Raw genomic sequence first — 19,838 nt, forward strand, 5'->3', positions numbered from 1 at the left:
CAGTTAGCCTGTGAAGCCGGAATAATACCACAAATGCCGCATAGTGGCATGACTGGAATGAAATTGTTCACTGTCACCAAAAAAACACAGGCTGCGATTAATACACGCTACTTTACTGGCAAACTGGGTAGCGTTTTCAATATCGTGGGAAACCATAACAATGGTAATGCCTAGTGTGCTGTTAAGCTGACCCAGTAGTTCATAAATTTTGGCACTGGCGGCATAGTCGATACCGCTGGTCGGTTCGTCCAGCAGTAATAATTGCGGATTACCGGCCAGAGCCCGTGCTACCATTACCCGCTGCTGCTGGCCGCCGGATAGTTCGCCAATCCGGCGGTCTTTTAGCTTATCCATCCCCACTAATTCCAGCATATGCCGGACAATATGCCTGGCTCCTTTGTCTTTTAGCAAACTGGAATAATTAACAAGCCCCAATGCCACAATTTCTTCGACAGTGGCTGGAAAAGCTGCCGTATTCTGGGCATAATGCTGTGGCACATAGCCAAGTATTCCCTGCCTGGCAGCGGTATAAACCGTCTGGTTGTCAATCAACACGTGACCAGCCAGGGGCTCGATAAGTCCGGCCATAATTTTTAACAGCGTACTTTTCCCCGCACCATTAGGACCGACCGCTACTACAAATTCACCCTGAGCTACAGAAAAGGTAATATTATTAAGCACCATTTCTGTGTTGTACCCGAATGTAATATTATGTAAGTTAATTTCAGCCATAGTTTTCCTTTTACTCCTTAAGAAGGATTGCATTGCCGGCATACACCGAACAATTCTAAGTTGTGACGCACTAATTCATAGCCATGTGTTTGCAACACCAGCATGAGGCGGGGGTCTACCGGGCAATACTCAATACATTGCGTTTGTCCGCATTTTACACATACAATATGATGATGATGGCTGGTGTCCACCAATTCATATCTGACACTTTCTTTTCCCAGGGCATTTATCGGGGTTAACGCTTCTAAGTCAACCAAAACATGAAGATTGCGGTATACAGTGTCCAGGCTTATGTCCTGATAGCGCACCTTTAGTTTTTCCCAAATTTCAAAGGCGGACAACGCTTGGCCTGACTCAACCAGCTGCGCAATCATAGCCTGCCGCTGGGCTGTTATCCGGTAGCCTTTATCTCTTAAACGGGCTATTACAGCAATGACACTTGCTGCATGATCGACAGTCATATCTTTTCCCCCCTTTCTACTGCAAAAAAGATTCCTAATAGGAATGAGATTGCCACGCTACGCCAGCAAGCGGTAACGCGGCAATCTCTGAATGCAATTTATTATTCGAGAGCCTGGATTAAATTGGCTAAGTTTGCTCGCATCAGTGTAAGATAATTCTTCCCCTGCTTTACTTCCTCAGGGGTTAACGCATCCACCGGATGCAATACCAGAACTTTGGCGCCGGCTTCTTTAGCCAAAGTTTCCGCTACTTTGGAACTCACAATGGTCTCCGAAAATATGTAACTAATTTGCCGTTCACGACACAGCTTGGTAATATCAGCCATCTTTTCCGGCGTTGGTTCAGCATCCGGTGACAAACCCATGATGGCAACCTGTTCCAGCTGGTAGCGCTCTGCCAAATAGCCAAAAGCAGCATGGGTAGTAATAATTGTACGTTTCTTTACCTTTTGCAAACCGCTCTGATACTCTTCGTGAAGCTTTTGCAGCTCTTTATTATAATTAGCGGCATTTTCACGGTAATAGGCGGCATTGGCTGTATCGGCAGCAGCCAGAGCTTCCGCAATGTTGTCTACTTCCTTCTGGGCCAATACAGGATCAAGCCAAACATGCGGATCAATTTCGTTTTCTTCATGCTCATGCTTATGCTCATCAACATGGTTATGTTCGTCATGTCCATGACTATGGGGAATGCCTTCTTTTAATTCAATACCTTTACTGACCTCAACCGCCGTTGTGCTGCCAAGTACGTCTTTCCCCGTTACTTTGCCAATCCAATGCTCGAAATTGGCACCGTGAAAGAAAAACAGTTTTGCATTTTTGACCTGTATCAAGTCCTTGGCAGATGGTTCCCATTCGTGCGGTTCGGCTCCGGCAGGAACAAGTATGTCTACCTCGACTTTGTCGCCACCAACCTGCCGGACGAATTCGTATACCGGATAAACACTGGCCAAAACCTTGATTTTGGCTGCTTGCTGTGCATTATCACCTGGCGCAGCTGTTCTCTGACCGCAACCACTGACAAGTACCCCCAATAGAAAAAGTACAACCAAAACCATCCTTGTTTTTATCATATATATCGCTATCCCCTTTTAATAAGAATATTCCTATTAAGATAGTAACAGGCCGGAATCCTACTGTCAACACTTTCCACCGCTTAATAAGATTATTCTTAACAAAAAATCAAAAAAATATAGCGGCATATATAGCTGCCGCTGCTTTTTTTAGCATTATTTTACTTGGTTGCACGGGTAACCTCAAAAGATCGACTGTATATAGCATGAAATAACAAAAGCGGGAAGACAGATAATGCCTTCCCTTCTTGTTGGTTTACATCACCCGGCGGGCGCCAATGTAGCGCGGACCCCAATAGCTACTGCTCATACTGGCAATAGCCACACCGCGGCTGGACGTAGCGCTGATAAAATTACCATCACCAATATAGATGCCGCTGTGAGATGCTCCCGGTGCGTAGGTAGTGAAAAACACCAAATCACCGGGTTGAAGACGACTGTAAGACACAGGCCGCCCAACTGCAAACTGTTCATCAGCCATTCGCGGCAGAGAAATACCACTCTGGGCAAATACGAAGCGAGTAAAGCCGGAACAGTCGAAACCGCCAGGGCTTGTCCCACCAAATACATAAGGCACACCTTGATAACGCAGCGATGTCTGAATAATACGCCGTACCGAAGTTGTGGAAGAATCACGGCTGGCAGGAATATCCCGCCCCATCAAAGCACGATAAGTTTGTGCTCCAACTACACCATCAGGCTCAAGACCCCGAGCTTTTTGAAAAGCCTTGACAGCACTGACCGTTAAGTTGCCAAAATCACCATCTGCTGTGCCGGCATCAAAACCAAGCTCATTAAGCTGAGTTTGAATAGCGGCTACATCAGCGCCTCGGTCACCGGATTCATATGTACCTGAAGCATGGGCAAAAGCAGCGGTCCCAAAAAAGAGACAAAAAGCAACAATAAACCCGAAATACTTTTGCAATTGGTTTCCCCTCTCCTTGGCCTCCGAGGTTAGCTGACGGGTTAGGGTTGCAGGCACCCTACCTGAAAAGCCAGTGCTAATCAGGTTTCACCCCATAAAACTGGTTCCCCCGTACCTGAGCTGGATTCGGCTTTCTAAAACGCTCCTTGGTTATTATTCTGTATCAAATTTGAAAATCCTGCCTAAAATTCATGGTTTTTTTACAAATTTAGGGAGGATTATAGTTTCCTGATAATTACTACTCGTTACCTTTGTTTTGCTGCCGGCTCAAATCAGCCTGAAGCCAGTAGAGCGGACGCTGTTTCACTTCTTCAAATATTCTCCCGACATATTCACCAATAATACCAATGCCCGCTAATTGCAAACCGCCCAACAGCAAAATACTGGCCGTAATTGTCGCCCAGCCCGGAACAGCTTCATCGGTAAAAAGCCTAATATAAACAACATGGCCTGTCAGCACAATGCTGCTGAACCCCAGGGCCAGTCCAATATAAAAGGCAAACCGGAGCGGTGTTTTAGAATATGCCGTTATACCATCAAGCGCAAAATGCAGCATTCGCTTTAATGAGAATTTGGATTGCCCGGCAAAACGTTTCGGCGCAACAAATTCAATCTTAGTCTGCCGATAGCCAATCGCGCTGATCATACCTCGAATAAATCTGGCACGCTCCCGAAAGCGCCGGAAACTATCTACCACCTGTTTATCTAATAATCTAAAATCAGAGCCACCCTCGGTAACCTGTACATTAGACACGGCATTCATCAATTTATAAAACATGCCTGAGGTAAAGCTTTTAAACCAGGATACTCCTTCGGTATTAATTCTCACTGTCTGGACTACCTGGAAACCTTCTTCCCATTTGGCAATCAACTGCGGCAGCATCTCAGGCGGGTGCTGCATATCGCCATCCATGGTAATAACGGCATCCCCTTTTGCATGGTCCAGTCCGCAGGTTAAAGCCACCTGATGACCAAAATTGCGAGCCATAATGAGCGCCCGTACCCGCTTGTCCGCATTGACTAAACGTTCTAAGATAAACGGAGTAGCATCACTTGAACCATCATCGATAAAAATGAGTTCATAAGAATAGGCCAGCGGCTCCATAGCATTAACAACTTCCTGATAAAAGTTGTCGATATTATCCTGTTCGTTAAATACCGGCACAACAATAGATATTACCTTTTCCGGTGAAGCCATAATCAGCCTCCTTTTCACCATTTTATTATTGCACTGCCGGGCAGTGAATGCAAGTCCTGGAACTGAAAAAGCGAGATTACTTCCCATACCTGCAATGACGGTAAGGACCCGCTACAGTCATTGTGAGAGGTACGGCGAAACAATCTCGCTTTTTCACTTGGAACCTTCTTACGCTGTGATATCCTGACGTAAAACCATTGCGTCATGCAAATAAATATGCTTGATATCCTGCTGACAAGTATCGGTATTCCAAAGAATCAATACTCTGATACACAACGGCAGCGCTTCAGGACACTCTATTTCCTGGGTGCCAAATAATGGCACTTGTGTCCAGCCGAGTTTTCTTGCACCTGCAGCCGGAAAAGCCGCGTTTAAATCAGGGGTTGAGCTGAATATCACAGCGCCAATATCTTCGGTATTCATCGCATTTTCCCGTACAATTGCCGCTAGAAGTTCAGCCACGCGCTCAAAGATTTCTTCACATTGGTTTGCGGTAACAGTTGTCGCGCCTCGAACGCCACGCAGCATAATAACCACTCCTAGAGAAAAATTAGCATAGGCTTAGTATACAATATACGCGAAATTAATCCTTTTTCCTGCCAACATTGTAAATATATATATCCAATAACACTAAAGCCTCGCCGCCATGCTGTTAAGGTTAGTCTTCTTTCTTAGGTTTATTGCACCGGCAGGAGTCGCATACATGGCACCGCCACCAGCCACATTCGGGGCAAACGGCATTGGACTGATTCAGCTCAACATATTTTCCTTGTTCATACTCTTGCCAGCAAAAGCTGGCACCCGCTATTTTCTTTAACATAACCGACCGGGTATCTACCCATAATTTTTGCCCAAAAACAGTAATCAACAGCTCATGTACACCATTCTGCTCGTTAAACCTGTAATCTTCAGCAGGAAATACTTCAGGCACTCCTTTAAGGCTAAGGATAACATAGAGAACATTGTACTTCACAGTCCACCTCCCGCATGTATCCGCTGACTTAATCACTCTAAGACTCCCGCCTCTTTAGGCGGGAGTAAGAGCAGCTAAATCGCTGGATAATTCCGACTATACTCCAGTTGGGGGAACCTCACCGGAAGCAAGTCTTCAGTTATAATACCTATGTATGCGGCAGGCAGTTTATACCCCAAGAATCTAATACTCGCAATGTCCTGCAGATAGCATTGTCAACACTAGCTTGTACTATTTCACTTAATTCTAAACCAACATCAATAACGGCCGGCTGAACTCCTAATACAACCACGTCTTTCACCGGCTCTTCCAATACTTCCAGTGCCGCCAGCACGTCCTGAATCCCCAGTTCGTGCATGGATACTTTATGTTTAAAATAAGCCTTGACTTCCTCATTGGCAAACTGAAAAAAAGCCCCTGGCTCACTGCCGCCATTGATGGCATCAATAATCAGCAGCCGGTCAGCGCCTTTGATAAAGCGCAGCAATTCCATGCCAAGCGTACCGCCGTCAAGAACTTCAACAGTATCCGGAAAGGTATAACGCCGGGTAAGTTCTTCAACCACCCGGACGCCAAAACCTTCGTCCTGCATTAAAATATTGCCGATACCCAAAACAACGATTTTTTCCATGATGCAAGCTCCTATCATTCGCTCAATAGACAGAAGATTGCCACGCTAAATTCTGCTATACATCCGGCGTGGCAATCTCGATCTTGATTACTCTATCTTAGTTTTCAGCTTATCTTTTCTAATATCATCCAAATCATCAGGTTCTTCTTCCATATACTTGACACCGGAGAACATCGCCGATATCTCGCCGCCTTTTTCGGTAAAGTCAGCCCTGATTGCCATATATACGTGCACAATGACAAACAAGATGATACACCAGGCAACAAAATGGTGAATGATATGAACAGTGTATTCGTTAACCAGCCAGTTGTTAAACGGGCCAAATACTTTTGCCAGGAACCGGTTAGGCTCAATCATGTAGTACATCGCCAAACCGGTTATGGCTTCAATCAGAAACATAAGATATACTGCCAGATAGCCTGATCTGGCCAATGAATTCCGGAGATAAGGACGATGCTTGCCGCGCATGAACATATAATGCATCTGCGTATCCATAATTCCAGTCCAGTACAGCTTAGTCCACGGCTTAGGCAAAAGCCTGTCGCCGGGATTAATGATAAAGCCGTAAATGCGGGGAATAAAGGAGATGATAAGCACATAGCCTGCGATAAAATGAATATACCTTATCATTTCCATCGATAAAACATGATTAACGGCAAACGTTGGCTCTATTCCCTGTGTCCCCAGGAAAAAAGGATTGCCAATGTACAGGCCGGTAAGAAACAGAATAAATGTACATATTACCATAACCCAATGGAAAATCCGCGTCCACGGGCTAAACAGGTAATAAGGTTTCATTGCTCCTTGACGCATGACCGGTATTCCTCCTTTTTTATAAATACGGGTCGGTGCGAACTACTGCAAGTTCCTTGCCTTCTTTGTCATAGAGATGAGTGGCACAGGCCAGACAAGGGTCAAAAGAGTGAAGCACCCGCAGTATTTCAAGCGGCTTTTCGGCAATCTTTACTTTGGTATCAATCATACTGGCTTCATAAGCGCCATAGCCGGCTTTTCCGTCCCGGGGACAAGCGTTCCAGGTGGAAGGAACAATCGCCTGATAGTTTTCAATTTTGCCGTTTTTAATGGTTACCCAATGACTCAGGCCGCCTCGCGGCGCTTCGTGCAGACCCACTCCTTTGGCTTCCTTCGGCCAGGTTGCCGGATCCCAGGTAGCCGTGTTAGCTACTGTTGTGTCGCCGGCTTTAATACTGTTTATCAGTTTATCAAAGAAATACTTGGCAATATACGCATGCAGCTGTGCATCCAAAGCGCGGGCTGCCGTACGCCCCACTGTAGTCGGCATCCATTTTTCCGGCGGCAGATTTAATGCTTTGGACACTGCCTCAATCTGGTCAACCATGAATTTTTCCGCCCAGGTTGGCTCACCGATAATGCCTTGTTTAACCTTGGTATACACAATAATATATTTAGCCAGCGGGCCAACTTCAGCCATTTTACCATTCCATTTGGGTGTCTTAATCCAGGAATATTTGCCATCCTCGTTAAGATACTTCCAGTTGGTCTTGGTTCCTTCTTTCGGTTCGGTATATTGCGGAGTGGTAACACCGTTCCAGGGATGAAGGTCCTTGCCGGCTTCAGGATAACGGTACCAGGAATGTTCAACACCTTCGGTCAACACATTCGGATCAGTCAGGTCTTTACCTTCCAGCGGATGGAAGACAGCCTGGCCAATACCCTGACCAAAGTTTTCTACAACCCCGTTGGCACGGATTAGCAGATTTTTAAAATAATCGCCATTGGAAGTTCCGCTATAGCGGTCTTCGGGGAAATCGCCAAAGGCCAGCACCCGTTGTCCGGCTAAACCACCCCCGTCGGCAAAACCTGCTTTGACAAACAAATCGCCAATGACCAGCGCATCCGGTATGTAAAAATTATTTACCAAATCTATCGTCAGATTTATCGCAGTATCCACTACGGCTAACCGTTCGGTGTTAATAGGTGCATTCATATCATTCATGGAAATGGAACAGGGCATCCCGCCGACAATATAGTGCGGATGAGGGTTTTTGCCGCCAAAGATAACATGGGGAATAACAATTTCCCGCTGACGGTCAAGCATGTTCAGATAATGGGATACAGCCATCAGATGAGCTTCCGGCGGCAGCACATTATAGTCGGGATGATCCCAGTAATGGGCCGAAAAAAGACCCAGTTGGCCACTCTCTACAATGCCTTTTATTTTATTTTGAATTTCCCTGAAGTACGCGGTTGTTGCCTTCGGAAACTCTTTAGGATAGGCGTTGGTGTCAAAACTGACAGGGCCCTCAAACGTGAGGCTGTATTTTTCCAGTACCGTGTTCTGCAGAGCCGCCGTAGCTGCCGGGTCGGCTCTGAGCGCCGCTACCGGGCTGACCCAGTCCAGGGCATGCAAATGATAAAAATGGACAAGATGATCATGCACCATTTGCGTACCGGCTATTATATTGCGAATAAAGTTGGCGTTTTTGGGAATTTCAATACCTAACGCATCTTCAACCGCCCGCAAGCTGCCTAAAGCATGTACGGTAGTACAAACACCGCAGATTCTCTGGACAAACATCCAGGCATCCCGCGGATCCCTCCCGTTTACTATTAATTCAATCCCCCTCCAGGCAGTGCCGCTTGAAAGAGCATCTTCCACTTTGCCGGTAGCTTCATCTACTTCTATTTCAACCCGCAGGTGGCCTTCAATCCGGTTTATCGGATCAACAACTATGCGTTTCATCTAAACCGCTCCTCCTCATCCCTATTCATTGTCCTGGCCGCGTTCCGGCTTTGGTTCGTCCGTGCCGTCCTGCGCTTTTTCTGCTTTAGACTCATGCATTTTGTGCTGAACATAGGATGCAATACCATGAGTCGCTACACCGGCGGCAGTCACGCCGGCCAGGATAGCGCCAACTTTGTCTGCATTGACAATAGTATTAGGCACAGGGATGTTAGGCAGCCGTTCATAGAAAGGATCATTATCCCAGAAGTTATTGGCGGCACAGGCAACACAGGGCGCACCTGCCTGGATGGGATAACTCATACCATTCCACCAGCGTATATTGCCGCAGGAGTTATAAGCTTCCGGCCCCCGGCAGCCCACCTTATACAGACACCAGCCGGCCTTGCTGGCAATATCGTCAAATTTTTCCACAAACATACCGGAATCAAAAAATGGACGACGATAGCAAGTATCATGGATGCGATTGCCAAAAAATTGTTTAGGCCGTCCCTGATTATCAACAGGCGGTAACTGGCCGAAAAGAACATAATGCATAATGGTACCTGTCAGCACTTCCGGAATCGGCGGACAGCCAGGCACCTTGATAATCGGCTTGCCACTAACAATCTCACTTACTGCCACCGACTTGGTGGGATTGGGTCTGGCGGCCTGAATTCCGCCCCAGGCGGCACAGGAACCATTTTCAATAATCGCTGCCGCATTTTTAGCGACATGCTTCAATGTCTCAAGCATGGGTTTCCCGCCAACCATACAGTATATGCCAGCTTCCGCAGTAGGCACAGCGCCTTCAAAAACCAGAACATACTGACCCGCATATTTTTTTATTGTTTCTTCCAGGTGATGTTCCAGTGGCTCGCCGGCAGTGGCAGCCAGTACATCCATGTATTCAAGAGCAATCATATTAAGCACCAGATCGGAAGCCAACGGTGACTGGGAACGAATAAAGCTCTCGTCGCAACCTGTACACTCATGACCATGCAGCCAAATGACCGGCAGCAACGGTTTTTTCTCTGCCGCTTCAATGACACGGGGTATTAGTTCGGTAGACAGCCCCATAATACTGGTCAGAGCCACGCATGTTTTAACGAAATCACGCCTGCTGATATTTTTCTTCTGAAATAATCCCCAAAGGGTATCCCGCTTTTCCATAGTCGCCCCCCTTAAAATAATACTGTTTACAAATTAATCCTTCTTCTGATATTCTGCTTATTTTTCCAGTTTCCTGTCGCACTTGTCAAAAAATAATAAATTACAATTAGAACTTATTATGCCGCAGCTATACAGGCAATTTACAGGCGGGTGATGTATAGGCAATACACCACCCGCCTGCACCATAAACTGCTTTCACTTGTTAATTACTTATAGAGAGTTGGTTCCTGCTGCCTTATTGGCAGCATTAATAGACTGATGAGATAAATCAATGGACTGCCCCAGCGTGTTAAGTCCTTGAACCGGATTATGGAACCCCATACTGTTGGAGGCTGCCATGTAATCCCAATACCATTGAGCCCGGCGCAGCAATTCACGGGCATTGGCCAGTTCAGTCTGATTGACATTCGGGATTTGACTGGCTTTTTGAATGGCTTCATGGGCTCTGGCAACATTTTCTCCCGCCATATGCTGAAGCTGCCAGGTATTATCCTGATAGGCCTTAACCTGGTTGAATAAAAGTTCCTGTCCCTGGGTATGGCAGGGGGAACAAGATTCATCAAGCGTCTTTAACGGGCTTGTCATCCAGTGCGAACTATACTTCTGTCCGTTTTTTCGCATATAGGGCATATGGCAATCAGCACAGGACACACCAAATTTGCCATGAACCCCATTTTGCCATTCTTCATAATCGGGATGTTGTGCCTTTAAAACAGGCACTTTTGAATCGGTTTGCAGAAAATCATATTCAAATCCGTTCGGTTTGTCGGAATAATACTCATACATTTCCTGAGGAGTCAGGCCTTTATCCCAGGGAAATATTACTTTGAAGGTGCCTGGCTCAAAATAGTACTCAGAATGGCATTGACCACATACATAAGAACGCATCTCTTCACGGCTGGCCTTGCTGACATCTATGCCACGCCGTTGCATAGCTTCGATAAAGGCCGGATTAATTACCCGCAATCCCATAGTCTCAGGATCATGGCAGTTAGCGCAGTTGATCGGATGATCTTTGGCCCGGTCCATGAGTTCATTAAGCGGTCGACTGGCATAACCCCAGCCCATTTCCTGATAAAATTGCTCCAGATACGGTGTTTTACAGGTAACACAGGCACCTTTAGCTGCCGGACCAATTCGCTTGGATTCCCGCAAATCGTGCATCGCATACTGGTGACCGCGATCTTCGGTATAATCTTTGCTGAAGGGATTGCCTTTGAAGTTGACAAATAATTCGGGCTGTCTTTCCGATTTTTGAATATTGATGCCGCCCCCATAACCTGTCGGCGAAGGTGCGGTTTCTAAATTCTTCTGATAGCTTTCGTAATACAGCGGGTAGTTTTTACCCCAGGCTTCGATGTTATATTCACCTGCCGGAAGTTTAACCAACTGTACTGCTGATTGCGGTTTAAACAACCATATACGGCTAAGCACCGCTCCTGTAAACAGGATAATAAGCACGAGAAAAGCAGCCAAGACTTTTTGGGTCTTATTCAACAGGAACACCCTCCTTAACTACAATCTGATTATGAATCATGCCGCGGTGGCATTTGGTGCAGGCGTACCCGCCGCTTGCCGACATAAAAGTATTGCCGATCGTATAAGCATGGCAACGGGCACAGTTATCGTTTACAATAGCTCTGCCTTTGGCACTAATCCGAATAGTATCAGGATAATCACGCAAGAATTCATGATAGGTGTCATGCATACCGGTTTGTCCTTTGACAATCATTTTCTCAACCAGGTTCTCCTGAGGCAAATGGCAATCCCCGCAACTAAACTGACGGTGATTGGACGCCTGCCAGGTAACCGCTGCATGCTGCATGGAGTGGCAGCTGCTGCAAAAGGAAGCCTTGTCTGCATAAGCTATGCCGCCGCCTGCTATGGCAAACCCGGCAATGGCTGCTAATGCGCCAATCAGCATGAAGGCAAGAGTGTTTCTTTCCAGATATTTTTTCCATCCCAATGTAGCCACCTCCCGATAACCGTTCAGATCTGCGTACTATTCAGCATTATTAGATTCCCATTTTTGGAAGGGTTTATGCCAAAAAAAGAAGCTGGCTGAAACAAAGTTTCAGCACAGCTTCTTTTTTAGCAGTATCATCTATTTCCCCGGTTACACCAAGGCTCTTCAGCCAAATAATCTCCGTCAGAATAATAATACGCTCTGGCGCGGCAACCGCCACACAGGCTGTCATAACCACAAGAACCGCAGCCGCCTTTGAGCGGTTCCTGGCGCAGTTCTTGAAAGACCTTACTGTCTTGCCATATTGTATCAAAAGCAGCCTCTCTCACGTTACCTACTTTCAGCGGTAAATACGGACAAGGCTGGACATCGCCATTAGGCAATATGACACAATAGGTAGTACCTGCCAGACAACCGCGGGTATAACGCATGGGTACGCCGCGTTCTTTAGCAATACGCATAAACTGCGGGGCACAGGTTGGTTTTATTTCAATAGAGGTGGTTGCCTGCTTGTCAAGAATGCGTGTCAGCAGGGCTTCATACTCTGCTGTCTTAAGCGTGGTTTCTTCAATATCTTTTCCCCGCCCGGCAGGCACAAGAAAAAAGATATGATGAGCAACAGCGCCTAACTCAACAGCCAGATCGGTAACCTTGGTAATTTCATTTTCATTCCAGTTGGTCACGGTGGTATGGAGCTGGAAAGGCAAACCGGCTTCCCGGCAGTTTTTGATCCCCTCCATGGTTTGCTGCCAAGCGCCTTTCACTCCCCGGAAGGTGTCATGACGTTCAGCGTCACAGCTGTCTACACTTATGCCTGCGCACATTAATCCGGCAGACTTCAGCCTGGCCGGAACCTCACCGGTCAGCATAATGCCATTGGTGCCGAGTACCGGTCTAAGCCCGACGGCAGCAGCATGGGTAATGAGTTCATAGATATCAGCGCGCAGCATGGGCTCGCCACCGCTTAAAATCATAATCTTAAAGCCGGCTCTGGCGATCTCGCTAAGCAATTTTTTGCCTTCAGCGGTGCTTAGCTCATCAGAACGTTTAGCGCCCGCATCGCGGTAACAGTGTATACAATTGATATTACACTGTTGTGTGGTATTCCATGAGATTATCATGCAGTTACTCCTTGTAATCAGTAAGATAGCACGCCGGATCTTCGCTCCAAATATCACCCGATACTGCCTCTGCCCTTATCCGGCAGCCACCACAGAAACTTTTGTAGCGGCACTCGCCACAGCGACCGGTAACATGGCTTTGTTTATCACGCAGCTTGCACAAAAATTCATCTTGTGCATTGTGCCAGATTTGACTGAATGATTGTTTGCGAACATTGCCAAGCGATTTATGGCCCCAGAACTGACAGGCATGAACATCACCCTGGGGATCAACATTAGCCATTTTCTGTCCGGCCGAACAGCCGCCATGCATACCCAAAAGCTCTTTAATTTCGGGTACCCGTTCCGGCTGAGTACGCTCAAAATGTTGCAGAATATAGATGCCGTCGGCATGATTATCGGTGGTAAGAATTTCAACTTCCACGCCACGCTTGTGAAAATCCAGTGTCCGTTCAATTAAATATTCAATTGTCTGGCGTTTCTGTTCAGAAGTGGTATCAAGTTCAGCCATTTCCTTGCCTCGTCCGGCATATACCAGATGATACATACAGAAACGAGGAATCTTCTCTTGTTCAACTATATCTAAAATATCGGGCAATGTATGATAATTCAGCTTGTTAACAGTAAAACGGATCCCTGTTTTGTTACCGGCGGCAATAGAGTTGCGGATTCCGGCAAGAGTTTCTTTAAAAGCCCCTTTTTTCCCCCGGAAATAGTCGTGCACTTCTTCATTGCCGTCAACACTAACGCCGACATACTGGAAGCCGGTATCTTTAATACGTTTGGCCATCTGCGGGGTAATGAGCGTGCCATTTGTTGAAATAACCGGGCGAATGCCCTTCTCAAGGGTATAAGCCCCCAGTTCAAACAAATCCTGGCGGACAAGTGGTTCACCGCCGGAAAACAGTAATACAGGCACTTTCATGCCTGCCAGGTCATCAATAAAACGCTTGGCTTCAGCAGTAGTAAATTCACCTGCATAATCACGGTCTTCAGCACAGATATAACAGTGCTGGCAATTAAGATTACAGCGGTTGGTCGAATTCCATACGACAATGGGTGTTGCGTCTGAGGAAAATTGAAGCATCTGGGGCGGCAAGTGGCGGGAACTACGACCATATTTTACGATGTCAGACACAGTCGCCGTGCCGCAAAGCAATTTGGTGCAACCTATCATCTTGTATTATTTCTCCTTCGATTTTAAGTTTTATAATAATTTCGACATACGGCGAAAAGTTCCCTGCTGGCCTTACAAACTTTTCCGATAATTGTAAACAAGCCCTATAGTTGACGGGGAATATATAGTATCCCATAAGGATTTACAGTAGGTTGTTGGTAAGAGCGCAGGTTAAGCGCCTGCGTCGGAACATAACTAACAACCTGCTGTAGAGGAAAATCTGTATTGGATTTTATATAGTACAACTCCCGGATACCATATAGTACCCGGGAGTTGTGGTTTTAAAACAGCTTTTCCAAAGCATCACCAATATCTTTTTTCGGACGATAGCCGGTAATCCTGGCAACTTCCCTGCCGCCTTTAAAGAATACCAGCGTAGGAATACTCATAACATTGTATTGGCTGGCCAGTTCCTGTTGCTCATCCACATTAATCTTAGCTACATCTGCCCGGCCTTCGAAGTTTTTGGCCACAGCCTCCACTTCCGGTCCCACCATTTTGCAAGGACCACACCAGGGCGCCCAAAAGTCGACAAGCACCGGTTTGTCGGCTTTAATGACATTGTCATTAAATTCCACCGCGTTTGTAATGGTAATTATACTCATTTTCCCGCCTCCTTGGACTAGCAGTCCGCCAAGCCCAAATCCGCAGTGTTCTTATCGCGAGCTTTCCCGCCCAGCTTCGTTGGCCCACAAGGGCATAAGGGCAAGATCGGTTTCTGCTGTCGTTATCACTCGGCACAAACCGTGTTTACTTTATCGTCACCTTACATATGTCCGATATGTGCGGCTCCTCCGCCTTGCTGGACGAAAAATCTCGCGCAATTCATCCTACGGCTTTAGACTTGGCAGACTACCGATGGTATTTATTATCTCTATTTCACAACAATATTAACCAGTTTCTGCGGCACAGATATTACTCTGACAACCTCTTTACCGGCAATAAGCTCACGGACTCTTTCCTGCTCAAGCGCTGTCTTTTCCAGTTCTTTTGCACTGAGGCCTGCTGCGACAACCACTTTGTCGCGGACTTTGCCGTTAATCTGAAGAACAATCTCGACTTCTTCGACTTCCAGGGCAGACGCATCAAATGTCGGCCAGAATTGTTTATGAACACTGCCGTCGGCAATGGTCTCCAGCCATAATTCTTCGGTGACATGAGGAGCGAACGGAGCAAGCATTTTCAGCAGACTTGCGACTACCTCCCGCAACAAAGCAGCGTTGGGTGTTATACTTTGCTCTTTCAGGGCATACATCGCATTAACCAATTCCATAATCGCACTGATGGCTGTATTAAAGTTAAACCGCTGACCGATGTCCTCGGTTACCCGTTTGATGGTTATGTGCAGAATGCGGCGAAGTTCTTTTTCTGCTTTAGTCAGTTGGCTTGGATCATAGCTTGCCGTCTCTGCCTGGATATACGGTCCATAATGACCGATAATCCGCCACAGACGTCCTAAGAAACGGTATGCACCCTCAACGCCCTGGTCACTCCATTCCAAATCCCGTTCCGGGGGTGCCGCAAATAAGATAAACAATCTGGCGGTATCGGCACCGTACTTGCCAATAATCTCTTCCGGCGAAACAACATTGCCTTTGGACTTGGACATTTTGGCACCGTCTTTGATAACCATCCCCTGGGTTAACAGGTTCTTAAACGGCTCATTGACATTAACCAGGCCGGCATCTTTTAATACTTTGGTAAAAAACCGTGAATACAGAAGGTGCAAAATGGCGTGTTCTATGCCACCGATATATTGATCGACAGGCATCCAATAGTTGGCTTTATCAGGATCAAAGGGCTCGTCCGCACTATGCGGGCTGGTATACCGGAAGTAATACCAGGAGGAGCAGATAAAGGTATCCATAGTATCTGTTTCCCGCCGCGCCTTGCCACCACATTTCGGACAAGTACAGCTGATAAACTCCTCGGCTTTAGCCAGTGGCGATACCGAGCCGCTGGTAAAATCAACGTTTTCAGGCAATAAAACCGGTAATTGTTCTTTGGGAACAGGTACTGTACCACACTCAGGACAATAGATGACAGGAATCGGTGCGCCCCAATAACGCTGACGGGAAATGAGCCAGTCACGCAGACGATAGTTAATCCGCCGCTTGCCAATGCCTTGTGTTTCGAACCATTGCGCAATTTTGACCTTGCCGGCTTCGTTATCCAGACCGCTGAATTCACCTGAATTAACCATAATACCCTGGCCATCATACGCGCCAGTCATATCATTAAGGTTTAGCGCTTGGTCAGCCGGCTGAACTACCAGCCTTTTCGGCAAATCATACTTATTGGCAAATTCCCAGTCACGCTGGTCATGAGCCGGTACACCCATAACTGCACCGGTACCGTATTCTGCCAATACATAGTTGGCTATCCAGATAGGCACTTGCTCACCGGTAAACGGGTGAAGAGCATACGCCCCGGTAAAGATGCCCTCTTTTTCCGTCTCAGTGGATGTGCGGGCAATTTCACTTTGTCCTCTGACCTTCTCGATAAAGGCTCTGACAGCCGCTTCCTCCGGTTTGCCGGTAACAAGCTTGTCCACCAGCGCATGCTCCGGTGCCAGTACAATATAACTGACACCAAAAACCGTATCATGGCGGGTGGTGTACACGGCAATCTTATCATTTATTTCAGGCACGGCAAAACTGAATTCAGCGCCTTCACTGCGGCCAATCCAGTTTTCCTGCATGGTCTTAACCCGTTCAGGCCAGCCTTTAAGCTCAGGCAAATCGTCTAAAAGCCGGTCAGCATACTCTGTTATCTTTAAAAACCATTGTTCGAGGTCTTTTTTAACAACATCAGAGTCACAGCGCCAGCAGCGTCCGTCAACCACCTGCTCATTGGCCAGTACGGTATTACAGTCATTACACCAGTTTACTGCCGCTTTCTTTTTATACGCTAATCCACGCTCAAAAAACAGCAAGAACAGCCACTGGGTCCAATGATAATAATTCGGATGACAGGTGGCTACTTCGCGGTCCCAGTCATAAGACAACCCCAGCTCTTGCTGCTGGCGGCGCATGTTAGCAATATTATCCTTAGTCCAGGACGAAGGATGAATGCCATGCTTAATAGCGGCGTTTTCGGCAGGCATGCCAAAAGCATCCCACCCCATAGGATGCAGCACATTGTAGCCTTGCATGACTTTGAATCTGGCGACAACATCACCAATCGAATAATTACGTACATGGCCCATGTGCAAATTTCCTGATGGATAGGGAAACATCTCCAAAACATAATATTCTGGTCGCTGGCGGTTAATAGTTGTGCAGAAAGCATTGCTTTCAGCCCAGAGTTTTTGCCATTTGGCCTCAATCTCGCCTGGCATGTATTTTTCATTCATCGAGTAAATCCCCCTTGGACAGATAAGATAATAAACTATAGCTTACACTGAGCTTTAGCGTAAGAGAAGCCGATTAATTTCTATACCCGTAGAATATAAAAAAATCCCGTGGCTAACGCCAGGGACGAGGCTTCTCGCGGTACCACCCTGTTTGATGACAATTGTCATCCACTCATTTGCCAATAACGCCAGCCTCGCGTCGACCACTACAAACGTTCACAGTCGCTCTTCAGCAGCGAGTTCAATAATAGTACAGATTGGCTCACAGCGACCGCCAACTTTCTGAACCGCAGCTATCATTTACTATTCTGCCTCTTAAGATTTGCATTCTCAATTATATAGTAATAATTTGCAAAAGTCAACTTATGGATAAATGAGTCTTTGTGCCGCACCGTCATAAGCCGGGTGGATAGCACCCCGACCCCTGTTTGACATAAATAGCACCAAGTGCAGCAGACTATAAACGCAAGCAGCTGTTTCTAGCAGATGGTTGGCTGGCTCCGCGACCACAGTAAATTTTGCAGCCGAAATCTATATGGTATAATTATACGGTGAGACGTTTTCGAAGGGGTATGGGTATGAAGCATTGGCAAGGTTACTGGCAAAGATACCGGCTGCATTTTAGCGGAGCGGCCTTGTTTGTGGCGCTGGAGGCGGTATGCGATTTGCTGCAACCGACCATTATGGCCAGTATTATTGATATTGGTGTGGCCAACCGGGATCTGGATTATGTACTGCAGCAGGGCGGCATCATGCTGCTGGTGACGGCGGTAGGCGCTTTGGCGGCAACCGCCCGCAATATCATTTCCAGTACAGTATCCCAGCGGATGGGCACCGAACTGCGCAGCCAGGTCTATGAAAAAATTCAGACCCTGCCGTTTACCATGGTTGACAAATTTGACCGGGCAGCCCTGATAACCCGGCTGACCAATGACGTAACCCAGATTCAGTCGCTGGTAAACGGCATGATGCGCATTTCGCTGAAAGCACCTATTCTTTGCATTGGTGGCCTGATTATGGCAGTCAGTCTAAACCCTCGCCTGAGCGTGGTGCTGGCCGGCGTTGTGCCGGTGGTGGGCTTGCTGATTGCCATTAATATGAAAATCGGGTATCCCATGTTTCTGGCGGTGCAGTCCGCCCTTGATCAAATGAACCGGACAGTACGGGAGACAGTGGCCGGGGTCCGGGTGGTAAGGGCCTTTAACCGGTTTAGTTATGAACAAACCAAGTTTGCGACTGTTAATACCTATTTCCGGGAGCGGTCGGAGACAGCGCTGCGCCGGATGGCAGTTTTCGGACCGAGCATTGCCCTGACGATGAATCTGGGAGTGGTCGCCGTCCTCTGGCTGGGCGGCCGCGGAGTGAAAAGCGGCGAGATGCAGGTCGGCCATATTATTGCTTTTATAAATTACATGACCCAAATATTATTTGCACTGGTCATTATTGCGCTGGTATTCAACGTATTTGTCCGGGCCCGGGTTTCGGCCCGCCGGATCGAAGAAGTGCTGAATGTCCAGGCAGACGGGACGGAGGAACTGGCAGCCGACCCGGCGCCTCTTTCCTTCCAGGGCAGGATTGACTTCGAACAGGTCTCTTTTGCCTATGATGGAACGCTGGCACTGGATAATATTTCGCTGACCTGCCTGCCGGGAGAAACCGTCGGCATTATCGGGCCGACCGGCTCAGGGAAAAGCACGCTGGTGCAGCTGATTCCAAGACTGTATGAACCTGCAGCCGGCACTGTGAAGCTGGACGGCCTCGATATCCGCCGGCTAAATCCCCGGCTGCTGCGGGATAGGATAGCCTTTGTGCCGCAAAAGGCCTTGCTATTTTCCGGCACGATTCTGGACAATATCCACTGGGGCAAAGAGGGAGCAACGTCGGCAGAAATAGAAACTGCCGCCCGCATGGCCCAGGCCCATGACTTTGTCATGGATTTCCCGGAAGGCTATGAAACCTGGATTGGGCAGGGAGGCGTCAATTTATCCGGCGGGCAGAAACAGCGGCTGGCCATTGCCCGGGCGCTGGTGCGCAAGCCGGCCATTTTGATTCTCGACGATGCCACCAGTGCGGTAGATGTTGCTACCGAGGCCCGGATTAGACAGGCTTTAGCGGCCTATGCGGCCGGGCTGACCTGTTTTATTATCGCCCAGCGGATTTCTTCTATTATGACAGCCGATAAAATTGCTGTTTTGGATGAAGGAAAACTCGTCGGACTGGGACAGCATGAAGAGTTGCTGGCAAGTTGCGCGGTATACCGGGAAATTTGCCAGTCGCAGTTAGTATCTTGTGTCACCTAATTCTTTGGATTATATAGCAGTCTTTTTCCGCCCTGCGTTGTTGTCGTCG

The 19,838-nt window shown here is 47.4% G+C and carries 18 protein-coding genes, 1 riboswitch and 1 other annotated feature; of the genes, 1 reads left to right on the forward strand and 17 read right to left on the reverse strand.

The window, feature by feature from the left end:
* Window positions 1-3: 3 nt before the first annotated feature.
* The 17 genes from GT1_RS02025 to leuS form a co-directional block, all read right to left on the reverse strand.
* Window positions 4-732, reverse strand: a complete 729-nt coding sequence (locus tag GT1_RS02025; protein ID WP_188397011.1) for a metal ABC transporter ATP-binding protein — start codon at window positions 730-732, stop codon at window positions 4-6.
* Between the two features lie 17 nt (window positions 733-749).
* The gene (locus GT1_RS02030; protein ID WP_188397013.1) at window positions 750-1,193 is read right to left on the reverse strand and encodes a Fur family transcriptional regulator; all 444 of its coding nucleotides are present in this window, start codon (window positions 1,191-1,193) and stop codon (window positions 750-752) included.
* A gap of 101 nt (window positions 1,194-1,294) precedes the next feature.
* On the reverse strand, window positions 1,295-2,266 hold the full coding sequence (locus GT1_RS02035) for a metal ABC transporter solute-binding protein, Zn/Mn family (protein ID WP_188397015.1): 972 nt from the start codon (window positions 2,264-2,266) through the stop codon (window positions 1,295-1,297).
* 256 nt (window positions 2,267-2,522) lie between these two features.
* On the reverse strand, window positions 2,523-3,170 hold the full coding sequence (locus GT1_RS02040) for a C40 family peptidase (protein ID WP_376741997.1): 648 nt from the start codon (window positions 3,168-3,170) through the stop codon (window positions 2,523-2,525).
* Between the two features lie 24 nt (window positions 3,171-3,194).
* A riboswitch (cyclic di-AMP (ydaO/yuaA leader) is annotated at window positions 3,195-3,333 on the reverse strand.
* Between the two features lie 96 nt (window positions 3,334-3,429).
* On the reverse strand, window positions 3,430-4,389 hold the full coding sequence (locus GT1_RS02045) for a glycosyltransferase family 2 protein (RefSeq protein WP_188397018.1): 960 nt from the start codon (window positions 4,387-4,389) through the stop codon (window positions 3,430-3,432).
* Window positions 4,390-4,557: 168 nt separating this feature from the next.
* Entirely contained in the window at window positions 4,558-4,917 is a 360-nt protein-coding gene (aroH, locus tag GT1_RS02050; protein ID WP_075754730.1) for a chorismate mutase, read from the reverse strand.
* A gap of 130 nt (window positions 4,918-5,047) precedes the next feature.
* Window positions 5,048-5,362 (reverse strand): hypothetical protein, encoded by a 315-nt coding sequence (locus GT1_RS02055; protein ID WP_188397020.1) that lies wholly within the window; start codon window positions 5,360-5,362, stop codon window positions 5,048-5,050.
* A gap of 148 nt (window positions 5,363-5,510) precedes the next feature.
* Window positions 5,511-5,993 (reverse strand): HyaD/HybD family hydrogenase maturation endopeptidase, encoded by a 483-nt coding sequence (locus tag GT1_RS02060; RefSeq protein WP_188397022.1) that lies wholly within the window; start codon window positions 5,991-5,993, stop codon window positions 5,511-5,513.
* 87 nt (window positions 5,994-6,080) lie between these two features.
* Entirely contained in the window at window positions 6,081-6,806 is a 726-nt protein-coding gene (gene cybH, locus GT1_RS02065) for a Ni/Fe-hydrogenase, b-type cytochrome subunit (protein ID WP_188397024.1), read from the reverse strand.
* Between the two features lie 19 nt (window positions 6,807-6,825).
* On the reverse strand, window positions 6,826-8,718 hold the full coding sequence (locus GT1_RS02070) for a nickel-dependent hydrogenase large subunit (RefSeq protein ID WP_075754723.1): 1,893 nt from the start codon (window positions 8,716-8,718) through the stop codon (window positions 6,826-6,828).
* Window positions 8,719-8,739: 21 nt separating this feature from the next.
* Window positions 8,740-9,870, reverse strand: a complete 1,131-nt coding sequence (locus tag GT1_RS02075; protein WP_188397026.1) for a hydrogenase small subunit — start codon at window positions 9,868-9,870, stop codon at window positions 8,740-8,742.
* A 210-nt stretch (window positions 9,871-10,080) separates the two neighbouring features.
* Entirely contained in the window at window positions 10,081-11,367 is a 1,287-nt protein-coding gene (locus GT1_RS02080; RefSeq protein ID WP_188397028.1) for an ammonia-forming cytochrome c nitrite reductase subunit c552, read from the reverse strand.
* Window positions 11,360-11,836 carry a NapC/NirT family cytochrome c gene (locus GT1_RS02085; protein ID WP_223225999.1) on the reverse strand — a complete coding sequence of 159 codons (477 nt, stop codon included), beginning with the start codon at window positions 11,834-11,836 and terminating at the stop codon, window positions 11,360-11,362. The genes GT1_RS02080 and GT1_RS02085 overlap by 8 nt, the downstream gene beginning before the upstream one ends.
* 134 nt (window positions 11,837-11,970) lie before the next feature.
* Entirely contained in the window at window positions 11,971-12,957 is a 987-nt protein-coding gene (nirJ2, locus tag GT1_RS02090) for a putative heme d1 biosynthesis radical SAM protein NirJ2 (protein WP_188397030.1), read from the reverse strand.
* 4 nt (window positions 12,958-12,961) lie between these two features.
* Entirely contained in the window at window positions 12,962-14,134 is a 1,173-nt protein-coding gene (locus GT1_RS02095; RefSeq protein ID WP_188397032.1) for a radical SAM/SPASM domain-containing protein, read from the reverse strand.
* Window positions 14,135-14,415: 281 nt separating this feature from the next.
* The gene (gene trxA / locus GT1_RS02100) at window positions 14,416-14,739 is read right to left on the reverse strand and encodes a thioredoxin (protein WP_075754713.1); all 324 of its coding nucleotides are present in this window, start codon (window positions 14,737-14,739) and stop codon (window positions 14,416-14,418) included.
* Window positions 14,740-15,008: 269 nt separating this feature from the next.
* Entirely contained in the window at window positions 15,009-17,489 is a 2,481-nt protein-coding gene (gene leuS, locus GT1_RS02105; RefSeq protein ID WP_188397034.1) for a leucine--tRNA ligase, read from the reverse strand.
* Between the two features lie 117 nt (window positions 17,490-17,606).
* Window positions 17,607-17,815 (reverse strand) — a binding site (T-box leader).
* Window positions 17,816-18,067: 252 nt separating this feature from the next.
* On the opposite strand from leuS, the gene GT1_RS02110 reads away from it, so the two are divergent.
* Entirely contained in the window at window positions 18,068-19,789 is a 1,722-nt protein-coding gene (locus GT1_RS02110) for an ABC transporter ATP-binding protein (protein WP_188397036.1), read from the forward strand.
* Window positions 19,790-19,838: the final 49 nt, after the last annotated feature.

Origin of the sequence: Sporomusa sp. GT1 (assembly GCF_014634905.1) — a bacterium.
GTDB classification, from domain to species: domain Bacteria; phylum Bacillota; class Negativicutes; order Sporomusales; family Sporomusaceae; genus Sporomusa; species Sporomusa sphaeroides.